Origin of the sequence: Pseudomonas sp. FJ2-5-13, from assembly GCF_029201605.1 — a bacterium.
In the GTDB taxonomy this organism is placed as follows: Bacteria; Pseudomonadota; Gammaproteobacteria; order Pseudomonadales; family Pseudomonadaceae; genus Aquipseudomonas; species Aquipseudomonas lactis.
The window spans coordinates 3,219,991-3,240,465 of the sequence record NZ_CP104045.1 but is presented as its reverse complement, the minus strand read 5'-3'; the positions used below and the strand labels follow the sequence as shown (position 1 = coordinate 3,240,465).

Here is a 20,475-nt window from a genome sequence, read left to right as displayed (position 1 = left end):
AAAAACGCCAACGATAACGCGCGCTTCCTGAATAAACGCGGCGCCCGTGAGTTTTTCGCGAGCAAGCTCGCTCCTACATTGCGTTAGGGTTCTATTCCGGCATCAGTTGCTGGCGGCATTCGAGCACCAAGCAGGCGCCGCCCAACTCACTGGTGCCGACCTCCAGCTTGAAGCCATGCAAGTTGATGATCGCCGCCACAATCGACAGTCCCAAACCAAACCCGCCTTGCTGATCACTCTCATCGACCCGATAGAAGCGCTGGAACACCGACGCGCGCTCGGCGGCCGGAATGCCTGGCCCGGAGTCGAGCACTTCGATGCGCGTACTGCCCAGGTCGTTGACTGCCCGCAGGATCACCTTGCCCTTGGGCGGGGTGAACTTGATCGAGTTACTCAGCAGGTTGGCCAGGGCTTCAAACAACAGCGCACGGTCACCGGTAATCCACGGCAGTGAGTCGGGCGCCTGTAACACCAATTCCAGTTCGCCTTCTTCGGCCAGGGGTAGGTAGAAGTCATGCAGCTCGCGCAGCAACGGCAGCGGGTCCAGCACCAGGAAGCCCGAGCGGCGCTGGTGGTCTTCCAGTTCCGAGATGCGCAGCAGTCCGCGAAAGCGCGCCATCAGCGTGTCGGTTTCGGCGATGGCGTCATCGAGTTTTACCGCGTGGGCCGAGTCTTCCTCGGCTTGTTGCTTGATGCGGTAAAGCTGGGCGCGCAAGCGGGTGAGCGGGGTGCGCAGGTCGTGGGCGATGTTGTCGCACACGCCCTTGACCTCGTTCATCAGTTTTTCGATGCGGTCGAGCATGGCGTTGACGATGGCGGCGAGCATGTCCAGCTCGTCGCGCCGGTCGGACAGCGGCAGGCGGTGCGTGAGGTCGCCGGCGACGATGGCCTCGGCGCTTGCCTGGATCCCGCGAATGCGCCGCAACGGGCGACGGCGCAGCAGGTGCCAGCCGGCAGCGCCGGGGATGATGGTCAAGGACAGCGCCCACAGCAGGGCGTGCCAGATAATCCGTGTGACCCCGAACAACGAGCCGTTGGCGCGCACCAACACCAGCCAGCGGCCGTCTTCGGTGTGGGTGGCCACCGCGTCGCAACTGTCCTTGGGCAGTTTGGGGTCATCGGATTGCACGCAATTGGTCAGGGCGTGGATCTTGCCGTCCAGCGGCAGGTCGGGTGGTACGGCGCGGATCGGCCCGCTCAGTGGGCGAAATTGCTCATCGAACAGGCCATAGGCGTCCACGCCCTTCATGTCGAAGGTCATGCTGGTGGTGAGCGCTTCCACCAGCTCTTCGCCGTCAAAACGCTGGAACAGGTGCTGGCGTTGCAGCAGGGAGTGGCGCGACAAGTCGCTGAGGTAGCCCGACACCTCGTAGTACAGCACCCCCATGAGGATGCAGCTCCAGGCCACGAACAACGAACTGTACAGCGCCAGCAAGCGGCTGCTGGAAGAGCGCCAGCCTTTAGAGGGGTTCAGCAATGACATAACCCGAGCCTCGTACCGTGCGGATCAGCGGCGTGAGGCCCGGTGGGTCGATTTTTTTGCGCAGACGGCCAATGTGCACGTCGATCAGGTTGGTGCCGGGGTCGAAGTGATAGCCCCAGACTTCCTCGAAAATCATCATCCGCGACAGGATCTGCCCGGTGTTGCGCATCAGGAATTCAAGCAGTTTGTATTCGGTGGGCAGCAGGGTCAGCGGCTGGTCGGCACGGCTGGCTTCGCGGCTGATCAGGTTCAGTTCCAGGTCGGCCACGCGCAGGGCGGTTTCGAACTCCTGGACCGTGCTTTTGCGCCGCAGCAGCACTTCGACACGGGCGGCCATTTCATCCGAGGCGAACGGCTTGGTCAGGTAGTCATCGCCGCCAGCACGCAGGCCACGCACGCGCTCGTCGACATCGGAGAGGGCGCTGATCATCAGGATCGGCGTAGACACCCCAATGGTGCGCAACGTGGTGACGATGGCCAGGCCATCGAGTTCGGGCAGCATGCGGTCGAGGGTGATCAGGTCGTAATCACCACTCACAGCGCGGACCAGGCCCTCGCGGCCGTTGTCCACCCAATCTACGTCCAGTCCATGGCTACTCAGCTCGGCGACAATCTCGCGGGCCGTTACGGCGTCATCCTCGATGGTCAAAATGCGGGTCATAGGATTACCTGGTGAGCGTTCACACTAGAAGTGGCGACATTTTGCCAAGAAGTTGCTGAATGTTTCCTAAATAAAACTTCATCTTCCTGAAACTGACACTACATCGAACGCTGTGGGAGCTGGCTTGCCTGCGATGGCGGCCTACCAGCCGACACTTCTCTACCTGACACCCCACAATCCAACTGTGGGAGCGGGCTTGCTCGCGAAGGCGGCCTGGCAGTCAACACAGTTGGACCGGGTACATATCCGTTATTTAGGTAACGGCCACCTAGGGTTCCGCCCTGACGGCGGCTCACTTTCGAAAAGCGCGAAAGTAAGCAAAGCGCTCTTGCCCCACCACTCGGCACCTCGCCCAGGCTCGGTGTGCCCGTAATCCGCCAGTGATTTGGGGGGCCGCCGCCACGCGCCATCCATGGCGCGGGGCGGCTAAACCGGCATCCCTGCCGGTTTACCCCCCCAAATCCCTGTCGAATTCCGGCCAGCGTGGTTTAACGGGGCGCCTGAAATCAAGATCAAAAGCAGATCAAGATCAAGAGCGGCTCGCTTCGCATCGTGGTTACCGTTGGCTGCTACAGGCTACAAAGTTGTGTAGAGACCTATGGCTATCGTAGGCAAGCCAGCCCACAGGGGAGTGCATTACGCCCGCCTGATATCGTCGTTTATTGCAACCTGCATGATCTGGCTAAGTTCAATTTAAATAAACCATTGAAGTTAAAGGAATTTAATTTCATTCGCAGCTGGCACGCTGCCTGCACTGTCCGTTTTGAGACTTGTAACATCATTTTTCGTGCCTGGAGCAAAACAACAATGATCACATCCTCATCCACGCTGCAAGAGTCAAGCACGCTCTCCGGGGTTTCCTGGGGGGCGATTTTTGCCGGGGCCGCTGCGGCGGCTGCCTTGTCATTGATCCTGGTGTTGCTGGGTTTCGGCCTGGGCTTCTCGGCGGTGTCGCCGTGGGCGGACAGCGGTATCAGCGCCAAGGGCCTTGGCATTTCCACGATTGTCTGGCTGGCGTTCACCCAGATTGTCGCTTCTGGCCTGGGCGGTTACATCGCCGGTCGGTTGCGGGTGAAGTGGGCCAATATGCACGGCGACGAGGTGTACTTTCGCGATACCGCCCATGGCTTCCTGGCGTGGGCAGTGGCCACCTTGATCACGGCGATGCTGGTGGTCGGTTCGGTCAGCAGTGTGGTCAGCGGCGGCGTGAAAGCGGGTGCAAGTGTGGCATCGGGCGCCGCCAGCGGCCTCACCCAGGCGGCGGGCAGTGCGGCCAAGGGCGCCGACAGCGGTGACTTCGGTTATTACGTCGACAGCCTGTTCCGCGATGATCGCCCCGCGGCGGTCAGCGATGATGCAGCCCACGCCGTAGTCGGTCGCATCCTGACGCGTACGTTGAGCAACGACGGCCAACTGGCAGCGGAAGATCGTGCCTACCTGGCCCAACTGATCAGCCAACGTACCAACCTGAGCCAGGCCGATGCCGAAGCCCGCATCGACAAGGTCTATGGCGATGCGCGCAAAGCCGTCGAAGACGCCAAGCTCAAAGCCAAGCAAGCTGCTGAAACCGCAGCGAAAGTGGCGGCCTACACCTCGCTGTGGACCTTTGTAGCGCTGCTCATCGGGGCGTTCTTCGCCAGCTTCGCCGCTACCTTCGGCGGTCGCCGCCGGGATGCCGTGGTGTACGTCGAAACCGAAAACTACGTTCGTTAATTCAAGGAGAACATGATGCGCTCATTACTGCTGTGGTTCCTCGGCGTGCCGATTCCAGTGATCATCCTGATCGCGATCTTCATGCACTAAACCCACTCCTGGCTCGCTCCCCCTTGTAGGAGCGAGCTTGCTCGCGAAAAACTCACAGGCGCCACGTTCCCTCAGGGAGTACCCGTTATCGTTGTGGTTTTTCGCGAGCAAGCTCGCTCCTACAGAGGGCAAATAGAGCAAGCCTTGTCAGTCGTCGAATCCTACCTGCTCATGGATTTCATCCACCTTCAATTCCAACCGATACGCCACCGCAATAAACAACGCCTGGCACAGGCACAGGGTGGCGCTCAACGAGCGGAAAGCAAACGAAGAGCCTTCATTGACCAACAGCACCGCGTTCGCCCGCTTGGCCAGGGGCGACAGGTTGCTGTCGGTAATGATCAGGGTCTTGGCCTGGTGATGCTGCGCGATGCGCAGGCAGTGCTGGGTCTCTTTGCCGTAGGGCGTGAAACTGATCGCGATCACCAGGTCATTGGCGCGCACGCTGCGCATCTGCTCGCGATAACTGCCGCCTAGCCCCGAGATCAAGTGGATGCGCTTGTTGGTGTGCTGCAGGTTGTAGACCAGGTAGTCGGCCACTGCAAAAGAGCGGCGCACGCCAACCACGTAAATGTTGTCGGCATTGACCACCAGGTCCACGGCTTTCTCGAAGGCAGCGTCGTCCAACTCCAACCCCAGGCGTTCGATGCCCGACAAGGTGGCGTTGACGCACTCACGCGCCAGGTCGCCGCCGCTGGCCTTCTGCGACTTGTTGGCGATCATGCTGCGGATGCGCTGCTGGTAGTTCTGCACCGGCGTGGTCTTGTGGGTATACGCCTCGCGAAACAGCGCCTGCATCTCACTGAACCCACTGAAGCCGAAACGCTGGGAAAACCGCACGATGGCCGAGGGGTGCACTTCGCATTCCCGGGCGATGTCGCTGATGCGGTCGACCATGATCCGGTCGCTCTGCTGGCTCATGTAACTGGCGATGCGTTTGAGCTGACGCGGCAGGCTCTCGTATTCGTCGGTGATCAGCTGCAACAGGCGTTCGGCATTGACCGGAGGGCTGGCGACAGTTTCTTCCAGGGTGGTCTCGGGATCGGTGCGGGACATGGGCAATCCTTCTGGCGTGTTCGTCTGATGCGCTGATAGGTGGCGCAAGTCTACAGGGTAGGCGCAAAAAAATACCCCGGCATCACGGGCCGCGTGGCCTGCTGAAACGATGCATGGGCGCTGGCGTGCCACTATCCTGGGTTATTGGAAAAAATATTCCACTAAAAATAAATATGGAATAAATATTGATTGCTGCCTGCGTACGTTCTAGTCTGCTCCCACCAAGAGCGTTTGCCGTCGCCCCGGCGGCACAACGCAGGCTGATAAAAATAACAGGAGCCAGCATGGGCCAGACTCGTTTTGCCAGTGGGCGTCAATTGGATCTGATTTGCCTCGGGCGCCTGGGCGTCGATCTCTATGCGCAGCAAGTCGGTGCGCGGCTTGAAGATGTGTCCAGCTTCGCCAAGTACCTCGGCGGTTCCTCCGCCAATATCGCTTTCGGCACGGCCAGGCTTGGGCTCAAGTCGGCAATGCTGAGCCGGGTGGGCGATGACCATATGGGCCGTTTCCTGGTGGAATCCCTGGCCCGCGAAGGCTGTGATGTCAGCGGCATCAAGGTCGACCCGGAGCGCCTCACCGCCTTGGTCCTGCTGGGCCTCAAGGACCGCGAAACCTTCCCCCTGGTGTTCTACCGCGAAAACTGCGCCGACATGGCCCTGCGCGCCGAAGACATTAGCGAAGCCTTTATTGCCTCCAGCAAGGCGCTGTTGATCACCGGTACGCATTTCTCCACCGACGACGTGTACAAAGCCAGCCTCCAGGCCTTGGATTATGCGGCCAAGCACAACGTCAAGCGCGTGCTGGACATCGACTATCGCCCCGTGTTGTGGGGCCTGGCCGGCAAGGCCGATGGCGAAACTCGTTTTGTTGCCGACCAGAATGTCAGCCAGCATGTGCAGAAGATCCTGCCGCGCTTTGACCTGATCGTCGGCACCGAAGAAGAATTCCTCATCGCCGGAGGCAGCGAAGACCTGCTCACGGCCCTGCGCACCGTGCGTGAACTGACACCGGCGACCCTGGTGGTCAAGCTCGGCCCCCAGGGCTGCACGGTGATCCACGGCGCGATTCCCGCGCGCCTGGAAGACGGGGCGATCTACCCCGGTGTACGGGTTGAAGTGCTCAACGTGCTGGGCGCCGGTGATGCCTTTATGTCGGGCTTTCTCAGCGGCTGGATCAAGGATGCCAGCGATGAGCGTTGCAGCCAGTTGGCCAATGCCTGTGGCGGCCTGGTGGTGTCTCGCCACGCCTGCGCGCCAGCGATGCCGACACCTGCCGAACTCGATTACCTGTTCAACAGCCCCGTGCCCATCACCCGGCCGGACCAGGACGTGACCCTGCAACGCCTGCACCGTGTCACGGTGCCGCGCAAGGCCTGGAAGCAACTGTTCGTGTTTGCCTTCGACCACCGCTGGCAATTGGTGGAACTGGCGCAAAAAGGCGGCCAGGCCCCTGAGCGTATCAGCGACATCAAGCAGTTGTTTATCCAGGCCATCGAACGCGTGGAGCGCAAACTCAGCGAGCAGGGCGTCGAGGCCGATGTGGGCCTGCTCGCCGACCAACGCTTTGGCCAGGATGCACTCAACGCCGCCAGCGGTCGCGGCTGGTGGATCGCCCGCCCGGTGGAAGTGCAGAACTCGCGGCCCCTGGCGTTCGAGCACGGGCGCTCGATTGGCAGCAACCTGATTGCCTGGCCCCAGGAACACATCATCAAGTGCCTGGTGCAATTTCACCCCGATGACGAGCCGATGCTGCGCCTGGAGCAGGAAGCGCAACTCAAGGCGGTGTACGAGGCTTCGCTGGTCAGTGGCCACGAACTGCTGCTGGAAGTCATCCCGCCCAAGGATCACCCGTCCACCTACCCGGACGTGCTCTACCGCAGCCTCAAGCGCCTCTACAACCTGGGCATCTACCCGGCCTGGTGGAAGATCGAAACCCAGTCGGCCGCAGACTGGAAAAAGCTCGACGAACTGATCCAGGAACGCGACCCCTACTGCCGTGGTGTGGTGTTGCTGGGCCTGAATGCGTCCCCCGAATTTCTCGCCGATGGCTTCAAGCAGGCCAGCCAGAGCAGCACCTGCCGTGGGTTTGCCGTGGGCCGCACGATCTTCCACGAGCCGAGCCGGGCGTGGATGGCCGGGGAGATTGATGACGAAACGCTGATCCAGCAGGTGCAAGCGACCTTCGAACAACTCATCAACGCCTGGCTCAACGCCCGAACCTGATACATGACCGATATCTGTAGGAGCGAGCTTGCTCGCGAAGATCGTTAACGATTACACGGGCATTCTGGCGAAACGCGCTGCCCTTGCGTTTTTCGCAAGCAAGCTCGCTCCTACAGTTGAGACGCGACTTGAATAATAAAGGTGCAGCCATGCCCGCAATCCGAATTGGCATCAACCCGATCTCCTGGAGCAACGACGACCTCCCGGCCCTCGGCGGTGAGACCCCGCTGAGCACGGCCCTGAGCGAAGGCAAGGACATCGGCTACGAAGGTTTTGAACTCAACGGCAAGTTCCCCAAGGATGCCCAGGGCGTCGCTGACGTGTTGCGCCCCTATGACCTGGCGCTGGTGTCCGGTTGGTACTCCAGCCGCCTGGCCCGCCGCTCGGTGGCTGAAGAAATCGAGGCCATTGCCGGCCATGTCGAACTGCTCAAACACAACGGCGCCTCGGTGCTGGTATACGGCGAAGTGGCCGACTCGATCCAGGGCTCGCGCATCCGCCTGATCGAGCGCCCGCGTTTTCACAGTGAACAGGCCTGGCAGGCTTACGCCGACAAGCTCACTGAACTGGCGCGCTTCACCTTGTCCCAGGGCGTGCGTCTGGCCTACCACCACCATATGGGCGCCTACGTCGAATCCCCCGACGACATCGACCAGTTGATCAAACGCACGGGCCCGGAAGTCGGCTTGCTGTTCGATTCGGGCCACTGCTACATGGGCGGCGGTGAACCCCTCGAGGTGCTGCGCAAGCATATCGACCGCGTCTGCCATGTGCATTTCAAGGACGTACGCAAACCCGTGGTGCAACTGGCGCGTAACCAGATGTGGAGCTTCCCGGACTGCATCGTCAACGGCACCTTTACCGTGCCCGGCGATGGAGATATCGACTTCGCACCGTTGCTGGATGTGTTGCTTGCAGCGAACTACGAGGGCTGGCTGGTGGTAGAGGCCGAGCAGGACCCGGCCGTGGCGCCCAGCTATATCTACGCCAAGAAGGGTTACGACACCCTGCGTGCGCTTCTCAACCAGAGGACTTGAGTGATGAGCTTGTTGGTCAAAAGCAGCAAACGCGGGCAAACCATGGTGGCGCTGGAAGCGGGGCGCCTAGAGTATGTGGGCTTTGCCGCCTACCGTTTGAGCCTGGGCGAAACCCTGCCGGTCAGCGCAGGTGATCAGGAGCTGTGCCTGGTGTTGCTCAGCGGTCGGGTGACGATCGAAGGCCAAGGCTTCAGTTGGCAGAACCTCGGTGATCGCCAGTCGGTGTTCGAGGACAAATCGCCGTTCGCCGCCTACCTGCCGCCGGGCACCGATGCGCAGATCAGCGCCTTGAGCGATGTGCAGATCGCTGTCTGCGCCGCCCCGGGCGCCGAGGGTTTCGCTCCGCGCCTGATCCGTCCGGAACAGTGCAAACGCAGTGTGCGCGGCAAGGGCGCCAATACCCGTTACGTGTGCGACATCCTGCCCGACAGCGAGCCGGCCCATTCGCTGCTGGTGGTGGAAGTGCGCACGCCGTCGGGGCATTCCTCCAGCTACCCACCGCACAAGCACGACACCGACGACCTGCCGCACCAGAGCTTCCTGGAAGAGACCTACTACCACCAGATCAACCCGCCCCAGGGCTTTGTATTCCAGCGCGTGTACACCGACGATCGCAGCATCGACCAGGCCATGGCCGTGGAAAACAGCGACCTGGTGGTGGTGCCCAAGGGCTATCACCCGGTCAGCGTGCCGTACGGCTACGAGTCTTATTACCTGAACGTGATGGCCGGCCCCAAGCGCGCCTGGCATTTCCATAACGACCCGCAGCACAGCTGGCTGCTGGACCTCTAAACGGTGTTGGACGGAGAACAAAAACAATGAAGTCGCCGCTACGTTTTGCCCTTAACCGCATGGTCGCCCCCCACCTGTCGTTGCCGGATTTTATTCAGTTGGCGGCGGCCCTCAACTGCGAGGCCATCGAGATCCGCAACGACCTCAAGAACCGCGAAATCGAATACGGCACACCCGCCAGCCGCGTGCGCGAGTTGTGCGCGGCGCAGGGCATCAAGGTGCTGTCGATCAACGCGCTGTACCCCTTTGATGTGTGGAACGACGAACGCCGTGCCCAGGCAATCGAACTGGCCACCTACGCCCGTGAGTGCGGCGCCCAAGGCTTGGTGATGTGCCCGTTCAATCAGCCTGGCGATACGCGCAACGATGCGCAGCGCGCCGCCGGTTTGCGCACGGCGTTGAGCGAGCTGGCGTTGATCCTGCGCGAGTACGGGATTCTCGGTTTCATCGAGCCCCTGGGCTTCACGGTATCCGCTCTGCGCCGCAAGCGCGTGGCAGTGGATGCCATCAAGGCCATCGGTGGCCTGGATGTATTCCGGGTGGTGCACGACACCTTTCACCATCACCTGGCCGGCGAGCATGAGTTTTTCCCGGAACTGACCGGCCTGGTGCATATCTCCGGAGTGGAAGACCGCGAGGCGCCGCTCGACTCGATCCGCGACGGCCACCGCGTGTTGGTGGGCGAGGACGATATCCTCGGCAATGCGGCGCAGATCGAGACCTTGCTGAGCACCGGCTACAGCGGCTATTTGTCGTTCGAGCCGTTTGCCGAAAGCGTGCATGGGTTGGCGGATATCCGGCAGGCGTTGGGCAGCAGCATGGCGTATTTGCAAAAGCCCCTGCCATAACGCGATCAAAATGTGGGAGCTGGCTTGCCTGCGATAGCGGTGTGTCAGGCAATACCTGTGCAACTGATAGACCGCTATCGCAGGCAAGCCAGCTCCCACAGTGGATCGGTGTAGAACATTCCAATTGCATTCACACAAGGTGCAAGTGATGACCACAACAAGATTGACCATGGCCCAGGCCCTGGTGAAGTTCCTGGATAACCAATACATCGAAGTCGACGGCGTACAGAGCAAGTTTGTCGCCGGGGTATTCACTATTTTCGGGCATGGCAATGTGTTGGGCCTTGGCCAGGCCCTGGAGCAGGACAGCGGCGACCTGGTGGTGCATCAGGGCCGCAATGAGCAAGGCATGGCTCATGCCGCCATCGGGTTTGCCAAGCAACACCTTCGCCGCAAGATCTATGCATGCACGGCCTCGGTCGGGCCGGGTGCGGCCAATATGCTCACCGCCGCAGCCACTGCCACCGCCAACCGCATCCCGTTGCTGTTGCTGCCCGGCGATGTGTATGCCAGCCGCCAGCCCGACCCGGTGTTGCAGCAGATCGAGCAGTTCCACGACCTGAGCATCAGCACCAACGACGCCTTCCGTTCCGTGAGCAAGTACTGGGACCGCATCAACCGCCCCGAGCAACTGATGACCGCGGCGATACACGCGATGCGCGTGCTGACCGACCCGGCCGAAACCGGTGCGGTAACACTGGCCTTGCCCCAGGATGTACAAGCCGAAGCCTGGGACTACCCCGACTACTTCCTGCAAAAACGCGTGCACCGCATCGACCGACGCCCGGCCACCCGCGCCATGCTCGATGACGCGCTGGCGGCGTTTCGCGGCAAGCGCAAGCCGCTGATCATTTGCGGCGGCGGGGTCAAGTACTCCGGCGCCAACCAGGTACTGCAAGCCTTTGCCGAGCGGTTCGATATTCCCTTCGCGGAAACCCAGGCGGGCAAGAGCGCCGTGGTGTCCAGCCATGCGCTGAACGTCGGCGGCATCGGCGAAACCGGCTGCCTGGCGGCCAACCTGCTGGCGCCCGAGGCCGACCTGATTATTGGCATCGGCACCCGTTATACCGACTTCACCACCTCGTCAAAATCGCTGTTCAAGCACCCCGAGGTGAAGTTTCTCAACCTCAATATCAGCCCAGCCGACGCCTTGAAACTGGACGGTGTGCAAATGCTGGCCGATGCAAAAGTGGCCCTTGAAGCACTGGCCACTGCCCTGTGCGATTACCGCTCGGGCTGGGGCGAGCAGATCGCCGACGCCAAGGCGCAACTCGACGCCGAAGTGGACCGCGTGCATCAGGTGCAATACCTGGGGGATGAGTTCGTCCCCGAAGTCGACGACCACCTGGACCGTGCCGTCCTGCGCGAATTCATCGAACTGACCGGTTCGTGCCTGACCCAAAGCGCGGTGCTCGGCGTGCTCAATGCGCGCCTGGCTGATGACGCAATCATCGTGGCCGCCGCCGGCAGCCTGCCCGGCGATTTGCAGCGCGCCTGGCGCAGCAAGGGCGTCAACACCTACCACGTCGAGTATGGCTACTCATGCATGGGCTACGAGATCAACGCCGCCCTGGGCGTGAAGCTGGCCGAGCCAGGCAAGGAGGTGTACGCCCTGGTTGGCGATGGCTCCTACATGATGCTGCACTCGGAGCTGGCCACCTCGATTCAGGAGCGGCGCAAGATCAACGTGGTGCTGTTGGACAACATGGCGTTCGGTTGCATCAACAACTTGCAGATCGGCAATGGCATGGACAGCTTCGGCACCGAGTTCCGCTACCGCAACCTCGAGAGCGGCAAGCTCGACGGTGGCCTGGTGCCGGTGGATTTCGCCATGAGTGCGGCGGCCTATGGCTGCAAGACCTATAAGGTCAGCACGTTGGAACAGCTGGAAGCGGCGTTGGCCGATGCCCGCACGCAAACCGTCTCCACGCTGATCGATATCAAGGTGCTGCCCAAGACCATGGTCCACGGCTACCTGTCGTGGTGGCGGGTGGGGGTGGCGCAAGTGTCCACCAGTGAACGCACGAATGCAGCGGCAAAAAAACTCAATGAACACCTGGCCAAGGCCCGGCAGTACTAACAACAAGAGGAGTGTTTGTATGTCTTTGAAGCTTGGAGTGATCGGTACGGGCGCCATCGGCCGGGACCATATTCGTCGTTGCAGCCAGGCCCTGCTCAACAGCCAGGTGGTGGCCGTCACCGATATCAACCTTGAGCAAGCCGCCCAAGTCGTTGCCGACTTGAAGCTGGACGCCGAGGTGTACCCGGACGGCCATGCGCTGATCAACGCGCCAGAGGTCGAAGCGGTACTGGTGACGTCCTGGGGGCCGAGCCATGAAGAATTTGTGCTGGCCGCGATTGCCGCCGGCAAACCGGTGTTCTGTGAGAAACCCCTGGCGGTGACGGCCGAGGGTTGCCGCAACATTGTCGAGGCCGAAGTGGCCCACGGCAAACGCCTGGTCCAGGTGGGTTTCATGCGCCCGTACGACCAAGGCTACCGCGCCCTCAAGGCGGTGATCGACAGCGGCCAGATTGGCGAGCCGTTGATGCTGCACTGCGCGCACCGCAACCCCACGGTGGGCGAGAACTACAACACCGGCATGGCGATCACCGACACCTTGATCCATGAGCTGGACGTGCTGCGTTGGCTGCTTAATGACGACTACGTGTCCGTGCAGGTGGTGTTCCCGCGCAAGACCAGCAAGGCGCTGGCGCACCTGCGTGACCCGCAGATCGTGCTGCTGGAAACCGCCAAAGGCACGCGTATCGACGTGGAAGTGTTTGTGAACTGCCAATACGGCTACGACATCCAGTGTGAAGTGGTAGGGGAGAGCGGCATCGCCAAGTTGCCGGAGCCGTCCCAGGTGCAACTGCGCAGCGAGGCGAAGCTGTCCAATGCGATCCTGATGGATTGGAAGGATCGCTTTATCGGTGCCTATGACGTGGAGTTGCAGGCGTTTATCGACAGCGTGCTGGCCGGGCAAGTCGGCGGACCGTCGGCCTGGGATGGGTTTGCGGCGGCGGTGGCGGCGGATGCGTGCATTCAAGCCCAGGGCAGTGGGCAGATTGTGAAAGTCAGCCTGCCGGATCGCCCGCGCTTCTACGGCTAACCACTATCCAACATTGGAATGCAGTCTGTGTGGGAGCGGGCTTGCTCGCGAATGCGGTCTATCAGATACAAATGCCTTAGCTGATACACCGCATTCGCGAGCAAGCCCGCTCCCACATTTGGAATGGATTGCACTTCATATAAGGAGTTGAGCATGCGAATCGGACTAGTGGGCTACGGCCACGGTGGGCGCTTTTTTCATGCGCCGCTGATCGCCACCCTGCCTGGCGCCACCTTTGTCGGTGTGGTGACGCGTTCACCCGAACGTCGCCAGCAATTGAGTACTGATCTTCCCGGTGTCAAAGCCTTCGATTCCATCGGGCAGATCGTCGAAGCCGGCGTCGATGCCCTGGTGATTTCCACTACCTTGAAAGGACGCCCGGCCCTGGTGCTGGAAGCCATCGAGCACGGGGTGGCGGTAGTCAGCGATAAACCCTTTGCCGCCAACGCCGAACAAGCCCAGGCCCTGATCACCGCTGCCGAGCGCCAAGGCTCGCTGCTCAGCGTCTACCATAATCGGCGCTGGGATTCGGATTACCTGACCCTGCGCAAACTGATCGACGCCGGCGCCCTGGGCACCATCACCCGCTTTGAATCCCGCGTGGAGCGCTACAGCCCGCAGGCCGTGGGCAATGCCAGCGGTGGCGGATGGCTGCGCGACCTGGGCAGCCACCTGGTCGACCAGGCGCTGCAACTGTTCGGCCCGGTGGACCGGGTATTCGCCCAAGTGCACTACACGCCTGAACATCCCACCGTGGACCACGGCTTCTTTGTCTCCCTCACCCACGCCAACGGCGTGATTTCGCACCTGTGGGGCAACGCGTTGCAGAACAGCCAGGCGCCGCGCTTTCGCGTCAGTGGCAGCCTGGGTTGCTACACCGTCGAGGGCCTGGACGGCCAGGAAGAAGCGCTGCTGGCCGGCAAGTCGCCGAAAACCGAAGGCGAACACTGGGGCGCGGAGGAACACCGACGCTGGGGCTGGTTTGAACAAGGGCCGGAGCGTGAGCGGGTGCCGTCGGAGAAGGGCTGCTGGAACCAGTTCTACCGCCAGTTGCAAGCCGCCGTGATGGGGCAGGGGCCGCTGCCCGTCAACGCCTATGACGCCCTGGAAACCACCCGTATATTAGACGCCGCACGCCTGAGCGCCGAGCGCCAGCAGGTGGTTTCGACAAAAATAGAATAAAATTCTAAAACAGGTTGATATGGAAATTATTTTCTAATACAGTCTTTTCCAGGTTGCATAAAGTACGTCCCGGAACCTACGGACGACTCAACAAAAACAAGATCAAAAACAACCAGGTACCGTCAGATGAAAATCTTCAACGCTGTACTGCGAGTTTTACGCCCCCTCCAAGCGCCACGCGGACTGCCCCGCGCTCGGCCGTTCTACTTCTCCTTCCTGAATGTGCTGTGCGTCGAAAACCAGGGCGCGCTGGTGTGCTGCATTCCTGGCGCGCCAGTGGTGCGACTGTCCGCCGAGTCCTGATCAACGCAACGTCGAACAAAACCAACAAGAAAGTGGAGACAGACCGTTCATGAAGACCCCGATCCGTTTTACCGCCCTGGCCCTGTCCATGCTGCTGGCCAGTGGCGTTGCCGGCGCCGCCGATCTCAAGGTGGGCGTGACGATGTCCGCGTTCGATGACACCTTCCTCACCTACCTGCGCGAGGACATGGACAAACAAGCCAAGTCCTATCCAAAAGGCGATGGCGTGCAACTGCAGTTCGAAGATGCCCGCGCCGATGTGGTCAAGCAGTTGAGCCAGGTCGAGAACTTCATCAGCCAGAAGGTTGACGCGATTATCGTCAACCCGGTTGATACCGCGTCGACCAAGAACATCATCAGTGCCGCCACCAAGGCAGGTATTCCGCTGGTGTTCGTCAACCGCCGCCCCGACCAGAAAGACCTGCCCAAGGACGTGGTGGCCGTGACCTCCGATGACGTCGAGGCCGGCCGCCTGCAAATGCAGTACATCGCCGAAAAGCTCGGCGGCAAGGGCAAGGTCGTGATCCTGTTGGGCGACCTGGCGAACAACTCCACCACCAACCGCACCAAGGGCGTGAAGGAAGTGCTGGCCAAGTACCCGGACATCAAGATCGAGCAGGAGCAAACCGGCATTTGGTTGCGTGACAGGGGCATGACCCTGGTCAACGACTGGCTGACCCAGGGCCGGGAGTTCAATGCGGTGCTGGCCAACAACGATGAGATGGCGATCGGCGCGTCCATGGCCCTGAGATCGGCCGGCAAGGAAAAAGGCAGCGTGTTGATCGCCGGTGTCGACGGCACGCCCGATGGCTTGAACGCGATCACCAAGGGCGACATGACCGTGTCGGCCTTCCAGGACGCCAAGGGCCAGGCGGTAGGTTCGGTGGAAGCGGCGCGCAAGATGGCCAAGAACGAGCCGGTCGAGCAGAACGTGGTGATCCCGTTCCAGTTGATCACCCCGGACAACGTCAAAGACTTCAAGTAGCCCCGACATAACAACAAAAGCTGGCAGGGCGGTCACGGCCGCCCTGCAGATGGAGTACCTCCCTATGCTTGCTCAAGCCGTCACGTCTGAGCCCGCCGCCCACCCGGCGCTGGCGCTGGACGAACCCTACCTGCTGGAAATCCTCAACATCAGCAAAGGCTTTCCCGGTGTCGTGGCCCTGGACGATGTGCAACTGCGGGTACGCCCCGGCACCGTGCTGGCGTTGATGGGCGAGAACGGTGCGGGCAAGTCGACGCTGATGAAGATCATCGCCGGCATCTACCAGCCCGACGCCGGCGAGATTCGCCTGCGTGGCAAGCCGATCACCTTTGAAACGCCGCTGGCCGCGCAAAAGGCCGGGATCGCGATGATCCACCAGGAACTCAACCTGATGCCCCATATGAGCATCGCCGAGAACATCTGGATCGGCCGCGAACAGCTCAACAGCCTGCACATGGTCAACCACCGCGAAATGCACCGCTGCACTGCCGAGTTGCTGGCGCGCCTGCGCATCAACCTCGACCCGGAAGAACAGGTCGGCAACCTGAGCATTGCCGAACGGCAGATGGTCGAGATTGCCAAGGCGGTGTCCTATGACTCCGACATCCTGATCATGGATGAACCCACCTCGGCCATTACCGACAAGGAAGTGGCCCACCTGTTTTCGATCATTGCCGACCTCAAGTCCCAGGGCAAAGGCATCGTCTATATCACCCACAAGATGAACGAAGTGTTCGCCATCGCCGATGAAGTGGCGGTGTTCCGTGACGGCCAATACATCGGTTTGCAACGGGCCGACAGCATGAACAGCGACAGCCTCATCTCGATGATGGTCGGGCGTGAGCTGAGCCAGTTGTTCCCGGTGCGCGAGACGCCGATTGGTGACCTGCTGCTGTCGGTGCGCGACCTGAGCCTGGACGGCGTATTCAAAGACGTATCGTTCGACCTGCACGCCGGGGAGATCCTCGGTATCGCCGGGCTGATGGGCTCCGGGCGCACCAACGTGGCGGAAACCATTTTTGGCATCACCCCAAGCTCCAGCGGGCAAATTACCCTGGACGGCAAGGCGGTGCGCATTACCGACCCGCATATGGCCATCGAGAAAGGCTTTGCGCTGTTGACCGAGGACCGCAAGCTCAGCGGCCTGTTCCCCTGCCTGTCGGTGCTGGAGAACATGGAGATGGCGGTATTGCCGCACTATTCGGGCAACGGTTTTATCCAGCAGAAAGCCTTGCGTGCCCTGTGTGAAGACATGTGCAAGAAGCTGCGGGTGAAAACCCCTTCGCTGGAGCAATGCATCGACACCTTGTCCGGCGGTAATCAGCAAAAGGCCTTGCTGGCGCGTTGGTTGATGACCAACCCACGCTTGCTGATCCTGGATGAACCGACACGCGGCATCGACGTGGGCGCCAAGGCCGAGATCTATCGCTTGATCGCCTTCCTCGCCAGCGAAGGCATGGCGGTGATCATGATTTCCTCCGAACTGCCCGAAGTGCTCGGCATGAGCGACCGGGTGATGGTGATGCACGAAGGTGAGCTGATGGGCACCCTGGACCGCGCCGAGGCGACCCAGGAAAAAGTCATGCAGTTGGCTTCCGGGATGACCGCAGTCCACTGATCTACAGAATAAGAAGGTGATGGGTTATGAACGCAATAACAGACAACAAGCCGGCAACTGCACCGGTCAAGAACCGTCGACGCATGCCCACCGAGCTGAGTATCTTTCTGGTGCTGATCGGTATCGGCCTGGTGTTTGAATTGTTCGGCTGGATCGTGCGCGACCAGAGCTTTCTGATGAACTCCCAGCGCCTGGTGCTGATGATCCTGCAGGTGTCGATCATCGGCCTTCTGGCCATCGGTGTGACCCAGGTAATCATCACCACGGGCATCGATTTGTCGTCCGGCTCGGTGCTGGCCTTGTCAGCGATGATCGCCGCCAGCCTGGCGCAAACCTCCGACTTTTCCCGGGCGGTGTTTCCGTCCCTCACCGATTTGCCGGTGTGGATCCCGGTGGCGATGGGTTTGGGCGTGGGGCTTTTAGCGGGGGCGATCAACGGTAGTATTATCGCGGTCACCGGCATCCCGCCGTTTATCGCAACCCTGGGCATGATGGTCTCGGCCCGTGGCCTGGCGCGCTACTACACCGAAGGCCAGCCGGTGAGCATGCTCTCGGACTCCTATACAGCAATCGGCCATGGCGCCATGCCGGTGATTATCTTCCTGGTGGTGGCGGTGATCTTCCACATTGCCCTGCGTTACACCAAGTATGGCAAGTACACCTATGCCATTGGCGGCAACATGCAGGCGGCGCGTACCTCGGGGATCAACGTCAAGCGCCACCTGATCATTGTCTACAGCATCGCCGGTCTCCTGGCGGGCCTGGCCGGCGTGGTGGCCTCGGCACGTGCCGCGACGGGGCAGGCCGGCATGGGCATGTCCTACGAGCTGGACGCGATTGCCGCCGCAGTGATCGGCGGTACCAGCCTGGCCGGCGGAGTAGGGCGCATCACCGGCACGGTGATCGGCGCGCTGATCCTCGGGGTGATGGCCAGCGGGTTTACCTTTGTCGGGGTGGACGCGTATATCCAGGACATCATCAAGGGCCTGATCATTGTGGTGGCGGTGGTGATCGACCAATACCGCAACAAGCGCAAGCTCAAGCGCTGAGTACCTGCCCCCTGTAGGCGCGAGCTTGCTCGCGAAAGCTGCAAAGATAACGCGGGCTATCTGATTGAACGCGGTGTCCTTGAATGCTTCGCGAGCAAGCTCGCTCCTACAGGGGGGGCAGGCCCTTTCAACCGTTTGTCTTCTATATAGCTCCACTACACTGAATTTCTTGCTATAAACGCACTCCGATGACCATTCGCCAAGCCCGTCCTGGTGCTTTTGGGGGTTGATCGGGAAAAAATGCCTGTCTTTTCAGTTGCTGCGCCCTCAAGTCGGCCTTAGACTGCCGCCCCTCGTAAATTGAGTGCCGGGTGGCGCTTGAAATGGACGGCGCCCTTCCGAGACCTGCACAGGCCTTGCGGAACGCTCCCTTATTCGCCTTAATGCACGTATTTTTTATAGAGAAATCAATGACAAAGGAAAAGTTGCTGGCCATGCCGGCGGATGACTACATGAATGCCGAACAGCACGCTTTTTTCGAGAAGTTGCTGCAAGACATGAAAGTGGAACACCACGAGCGCATTGAGCAGAACCGTATCGCCATTGAAAGCCTGGACACCCCGGCCGACCCGGCTGACGCGGCTTCCGTGGAAGAAGAGCGCACCTGGTTGGTGAACGCCATTGACCGCGACCAGCGCATGCTGCCGCAACTTGAGCGCGCCCTGGAACGCATCAAGGAAGATTCCTTTGGCTGGTGTGACGACAGCGGCGAGCCTATCGGCCTCAAGCGCCTGCTGATCAGCCCTACCACCAAGTACTGCATCGAAGCGCAAGAGCGCCACGAGCAGATCGACAAGCACCAGCGTCAAGCCTGATGCGGTGAATGGGGCGGCTCTCGAGCTGGCCGCCCCGGTCTCTACATTGTTGCTGTTTATGCAATGAAGCTATTCCGAAGATAGCTTTTTCCAACTGGAATAAAACCGTAGCATGGCCAACATTGTTAGCCAGCTAACTAATGCTGCGGAGAAGCTCCATGCAAAACAAAGTCGATGTGGCCGTGATGATCGGCAGTGGTGTACCCGAAACGCTGCGTGCCATGGGCCAGCGAGCTTGCTGGGTGGTGTTGCTCAACGGCGAGCAGCGCGGTACGGCATTCGCCAGCCGGGATGAGGCGCAGGAATGCCAGGCTGCCTGGCAAGCGCTGTTAGGCAGTGAAGCGTCAGACAGCCTGCATTGATCACACGCGGGGAGGCTCATGCAGCAGTGCATTGAGGTCATCCACGGCGGGCGCCCATTCTGCGTCGACGTGCAATTGCTCCCTGAGGAAGTTCGCCTGCTGTTCGCTCCAGAATGGCGCGTCGATGAGTTTTACCTCATCGGGCAGGCGATGTTCAGCGGTGAAACGCTCGATAGCTTCCTGGCTGGAATCCAGGCCCAGTTGTTCGAACAGGGTTTCAAGGGTTGGGGTGGTGGTGTCCATAACGTTCTCCATGCGGGCTTATCGTCATGCATGTGAGGGGTAGGGGACGCCAGAGTTCTATCCGATTGTCAGGAATTGAGCGCGCCGCAATCCACGGCGGCTTTCAGCGCCTGGGCCGCTTCTTTGCCTGCCACGGCAGCTGCGTCGGCGGTTTTGAACCAGCGGTCTTTTTCCACCTGATGCGCGGTGACCTTGTTCAGCGGCGGTTTGGCTCGCATGATGATGACCGCTTGAAACTCGCCGTCTACTTCCCTCGCATCACCGTGGATAATAAATTCGCCAATATCAAATTCCGTCACGTATAGCTTTCCCTTCAAGGTAACTGCGTTGATGAAACCTGACCCGCAGGGGGCAAACTTCAATGGACGGGCCAGTATGGCAGTTGTTGAGGGGCGGTGGCGCAGTAAAGTCAGCCAGGTGACGAAACGACCCGACCGCAACGAGCGTGCAGCTTTGCTTCCAGAGTCTTGGCCAGTTCGCAGGCCTTGTTGTGATCGCTGCGAAAACCCTTGATCCTGCCGCTGGGCACTTCAAGAATATGAAAAAAATTCTTTCCTGCCGGTACAACTTGGTACAGCACTGAATTGGAGTACCCGTCAAGGTTAAACAAGCAGTAGTATTGGCGTTCGTCTGGACATGATGAACGAGTGTGGAAAGACGTAGCGTCGTGTTGACGTCGTTGCATGCTCAGCTCCTGTCGTTCGATCTTATTGGCCTGTGGTTAGCATTTGCGGTGGTTTTGACCCCTGTTGCTGTTTTAGTATTGTCGTCGGCAGTTCGCGACTGGTTCCATGCCTTGCGTATTTTTTTTGTGTTGAGTGTCGGAAAACTGCGTTTTTAATCGGGTTATTCTCTGAAGTTGCTCGACCTGTATTCTCGGGTCGTTGAACCTGTGATTTGCTGTAC

Annotated in this window: 20 protein-coding genes; 14 read left to right on the top strand and 6 right to left on the bottom strand. The window is 60.5% G+C overall.

All coding sequences use genetic code 11. The features are described from left to right. Positions 1 to 91: 91 nt before the first annotated feature. Positions 92 to 1,483 carry a HAMP domain-containing sensor histidine kinase gene (locus N2A98_RS14050; protein WP_047711019.1) on the bottom strand — a complete coding sequence of 464 codons (1,392 nt, stop codon included), beginning with the start codon at positions 1,481 to 1,483 and terminating at the stop codon, positions 92 to 94. Further along, entirely contained in the window at positions 1,461 to 2,144 is a 684-nt protein-coding gene (locus tag N2A98_RS14045) for a response regulator transcription factor (protein WP_003191687.1), read from the bottom strand. Before N2A98_RS14045 ends, N2A98_RS14050 begins: the two co-directional genes overlap by 23 nt. A gap of 807 nt (positions 2,145 to 2,951) precedes the next feature. Between N2A98_RS14045 and N2A98_RS14040 the strand changes: the two genes are divergently transcribed. Beyond that, entirely contained in the window at positions 2,952 to 3,857 is a 906-nt protein-coding gene (locus N2A98_RS14040; RefSeq protein WP_014718774.1) for a hypothetical protein, read from the top strand. Between the two features lie 237 nt (positions 3,858 to 4,094). Here N2A98_RS14040 and N2A98_RS14035 read toward each other — a convergent pair whose 3' ends face one another. Beyond that, a complete protein-coding gene (locus tag N2A98_RS14035) occupies positions 4,095 to 5,003 on the bottom strand; it encodes a MurR/RpiR family transcriptional regulator (protein WP_003191682.1) in 909 nt (302 codons plus the stop codon). A gap of 284 nt (positions 5,004 to 5,287) precedes the next feature. On the opposite strand from N2A98_RS14035, the gene iolC reads away from it, so the two are divergent. From iolC to N2A98_RS13970, 13 genes are all read left to right on the top strand, one after another. After that, on the top strand, positions 5,288 to 7,225 hold the full coding sequence (iolC, locus tag N2A98_RS14030; protein ID WP_275622157.1) for a 5-dehydro-2-deoxygluconokinase: 1,938 nt from the start codon (positions 5,288 to 5,290) through the stop codon (positions 7,223 to 7,225). A 149-nt stretch (positions 7,226 to 7,374) separates the two neighbouring features. Next, on the top strand, positions 7,375 to 8,262 hold the full coding sequence (iolE, locus tag N2A98_RS14025; RefSeq protein WP_047711017.1) for a myo-inosose-2 dehydratase: 888 nt from the start codon (positions 7,375 to 7,377) through the stop codon (positions 8,260 to 8,262). Between the two features lie 3 nt (positions 8,263 to 8,265). Continuing rightward, positions 8,266 to 9,054 carry a 5-deoxy-glucuronate isomerase gene (gene iolB / locus N2A98_RS14020; protein WP_044274097.1) on the top strand — a complete coding sequence of 263 codons (789 nt, stop codon included), beginning with the start codon at positions 8,266 to 8,268 and terminating at the stop codon, positions 9,052 to 9,054. Positions 9,055 to 9,080: 26 nt separating this feature from the next. Next, a complete protein-coding gene (locus tag N2A98_RS14015; protein ID WP_047711016.1) occupies positions 9,081 to 9,902 on the top strand; it encodes a TIM barrel protein in 822 nt (273 codons plus the stop codon). A 148-nt stretch (positions 9,903 to 10,050) separates the two neighbouring features. Continuing rightward, positions 10,051 to 11,982 carry a 3D-(3,5/4)-trihydroxycyclohexane-1,2-dione acylhydrolase (decyclizing) gene (iolD, locus tag N2A98_RS14010; RefSeq protein ID WP_275622156.1) on the top strand — a complete coding sequence of 644 codons (1,932 nt, stop codon included), beginning with the start codon at positions 10,051 to 10,053 and terminating at the stop codon, positions 11,980 to 11,982. A 19-nt stretch (positions 11,983 to 12,001) separates the two neighbouring features. Next, positions 12,002 to 13,012 carry a Gfo/Idh/MocA family oxidoreductase gene (locus N2A98_RS14005; protein WP_044274092.1) on the top strand — a complete coding sequence of 337 codons (1,011 nt, stop codon included), beginning with the start codon at positions 12,002 to 12,004 and terminating at the stop codon, positions 13,010 to 13,012. Between the two features lie 153 nt (positions 13,013 to 13,165). Next, the gene (locus N2A98_RS14000; protein WP_069558263.1) at positions 13,166 to 14,194 is read left to right on the top strand and encodes a Gfo/Idh/MocA family oxidoreductase; all 1,029 of its coding nucleotides are present in this window, start codon (positions 13,166 to 13,168) and stop codon (positions 14,192 to 14,194) included. Between the two features lie 126 nt (positions 14,195 to 14,320). After that, positions 14,321 to 14,497, top strand: a complete 177-nt coding sequence (locus tag N2A98_RS13995) for a hypothetical protein (RefSeq protein ID WP_200888201.1) — start codon at positions 14,321 to 14,323, stop codon at positions 14,495 to 14,497. Positions 14,498 to 14,546: 49 nt separating this feature from the next. Next, a complete protein-coding gene (locus N2A98_RS13990) occupies positions 14,547 to 15,482 on the top strand; it encodes a sugar ABC transporter substrate-binding protein (RefSeq protein ID WP_003191671.1) in 936 nt (311 codons plus the stop codon). Positions 15,483 to 15,546: 64 nt separating this feature from the next. After that, a complete protein-coding gene (locus N2A98_RS13985) occupies positions 15,547 to 17,100 on the top strand; it encodes a sugar ABC transporter ATP-binding protein (RefSeq protein ID WP_275622155.1) in 1,554 nt (517 codons plus the stop codon). 26 nt (positions 17,101 to 17,126) lie between these two features. Further along, positions 17,127 to 18,149: an ABC transporter permease gene (locus tag N2A98_RS13980; protein ID WP_003191668.1), complete on the top strand. Its 1,023-nt coding sequence runs from the start codon at positions 17,127 to 17,129 to the stop codon at positions 18,147 to 18,149. 410 nt (positions 18,150 to 18,559) lie between these two features. Further along, entirely contained in the window at positions 18,560 to 18,964 is a 405-nt protein-coding gene (locus N2A98_RS13975) for a TraR/DksA C4-type zinc finger protein (protein WP_003191666.1), read from the top strand. Positions 18,965 to 19,122: 158 nt separating this feature from the next. Continuing rightward, positions 19,123 to 19,326, top strand: coding sequence for a hypothetical protein (locus N2A98_RS13970; protein ID WP_044274085.1), 204 nt, complete (start codon positions 19,123 to 19,125; stop codon positions 19,324 to 19,326). Here N2A98_RS13970 and N2A98_RS13965 read toward each other — a convergent pair whose 3' ends face one another. The 3 genes from N2A98_RS13965 to N2A98_RS13955 all read right to left on the bottom strand — a co-directional run bounded on the left by N2A98_RS13965 (position 19,327) and on the right by N2A98_RS13955 (position 20,254). Beyond that, the gene (locus N2A98_RS13965; protein ID WP_044274083.1) at positions 19,327 to 19,569 is read right to left on the bottom strand and encodes a DUF2789 domain-containing protein; all 243 of its coding nucleotides are present in this window, start codon (positions 19,567 to 19,569) and stop codon (positions 19,327 to 19,329) included. 68 nt (positions 19,570 to 19,637) lie between these two features. Further along, a complete protein-coding gene (locus N2A98_RS13960; RefSeq protein WP_003191661.1) occupies positions 19,638 to 19,868 on the bottom strand; it encodes a hypothetical protein in 231 nt (76 codons plus the stop codon). A 110-nt stretch (positions 19,869 to 19,978) separates the two neighbouring features. After that, positions 19,979 to 20,254: a hypothetical protein gene (locus N2A98_RS13955; RefSeq protein WP_078467545.1), complete on the bottom strand. Its 276-nt coding sequence runs from the start codon at positions 20,252 to 20,254 to the stop codon at positions 19,979 to 19,981. Between the last annotated feature and the right edge of the window lie 221 nt (positions 20,255 to 20,475).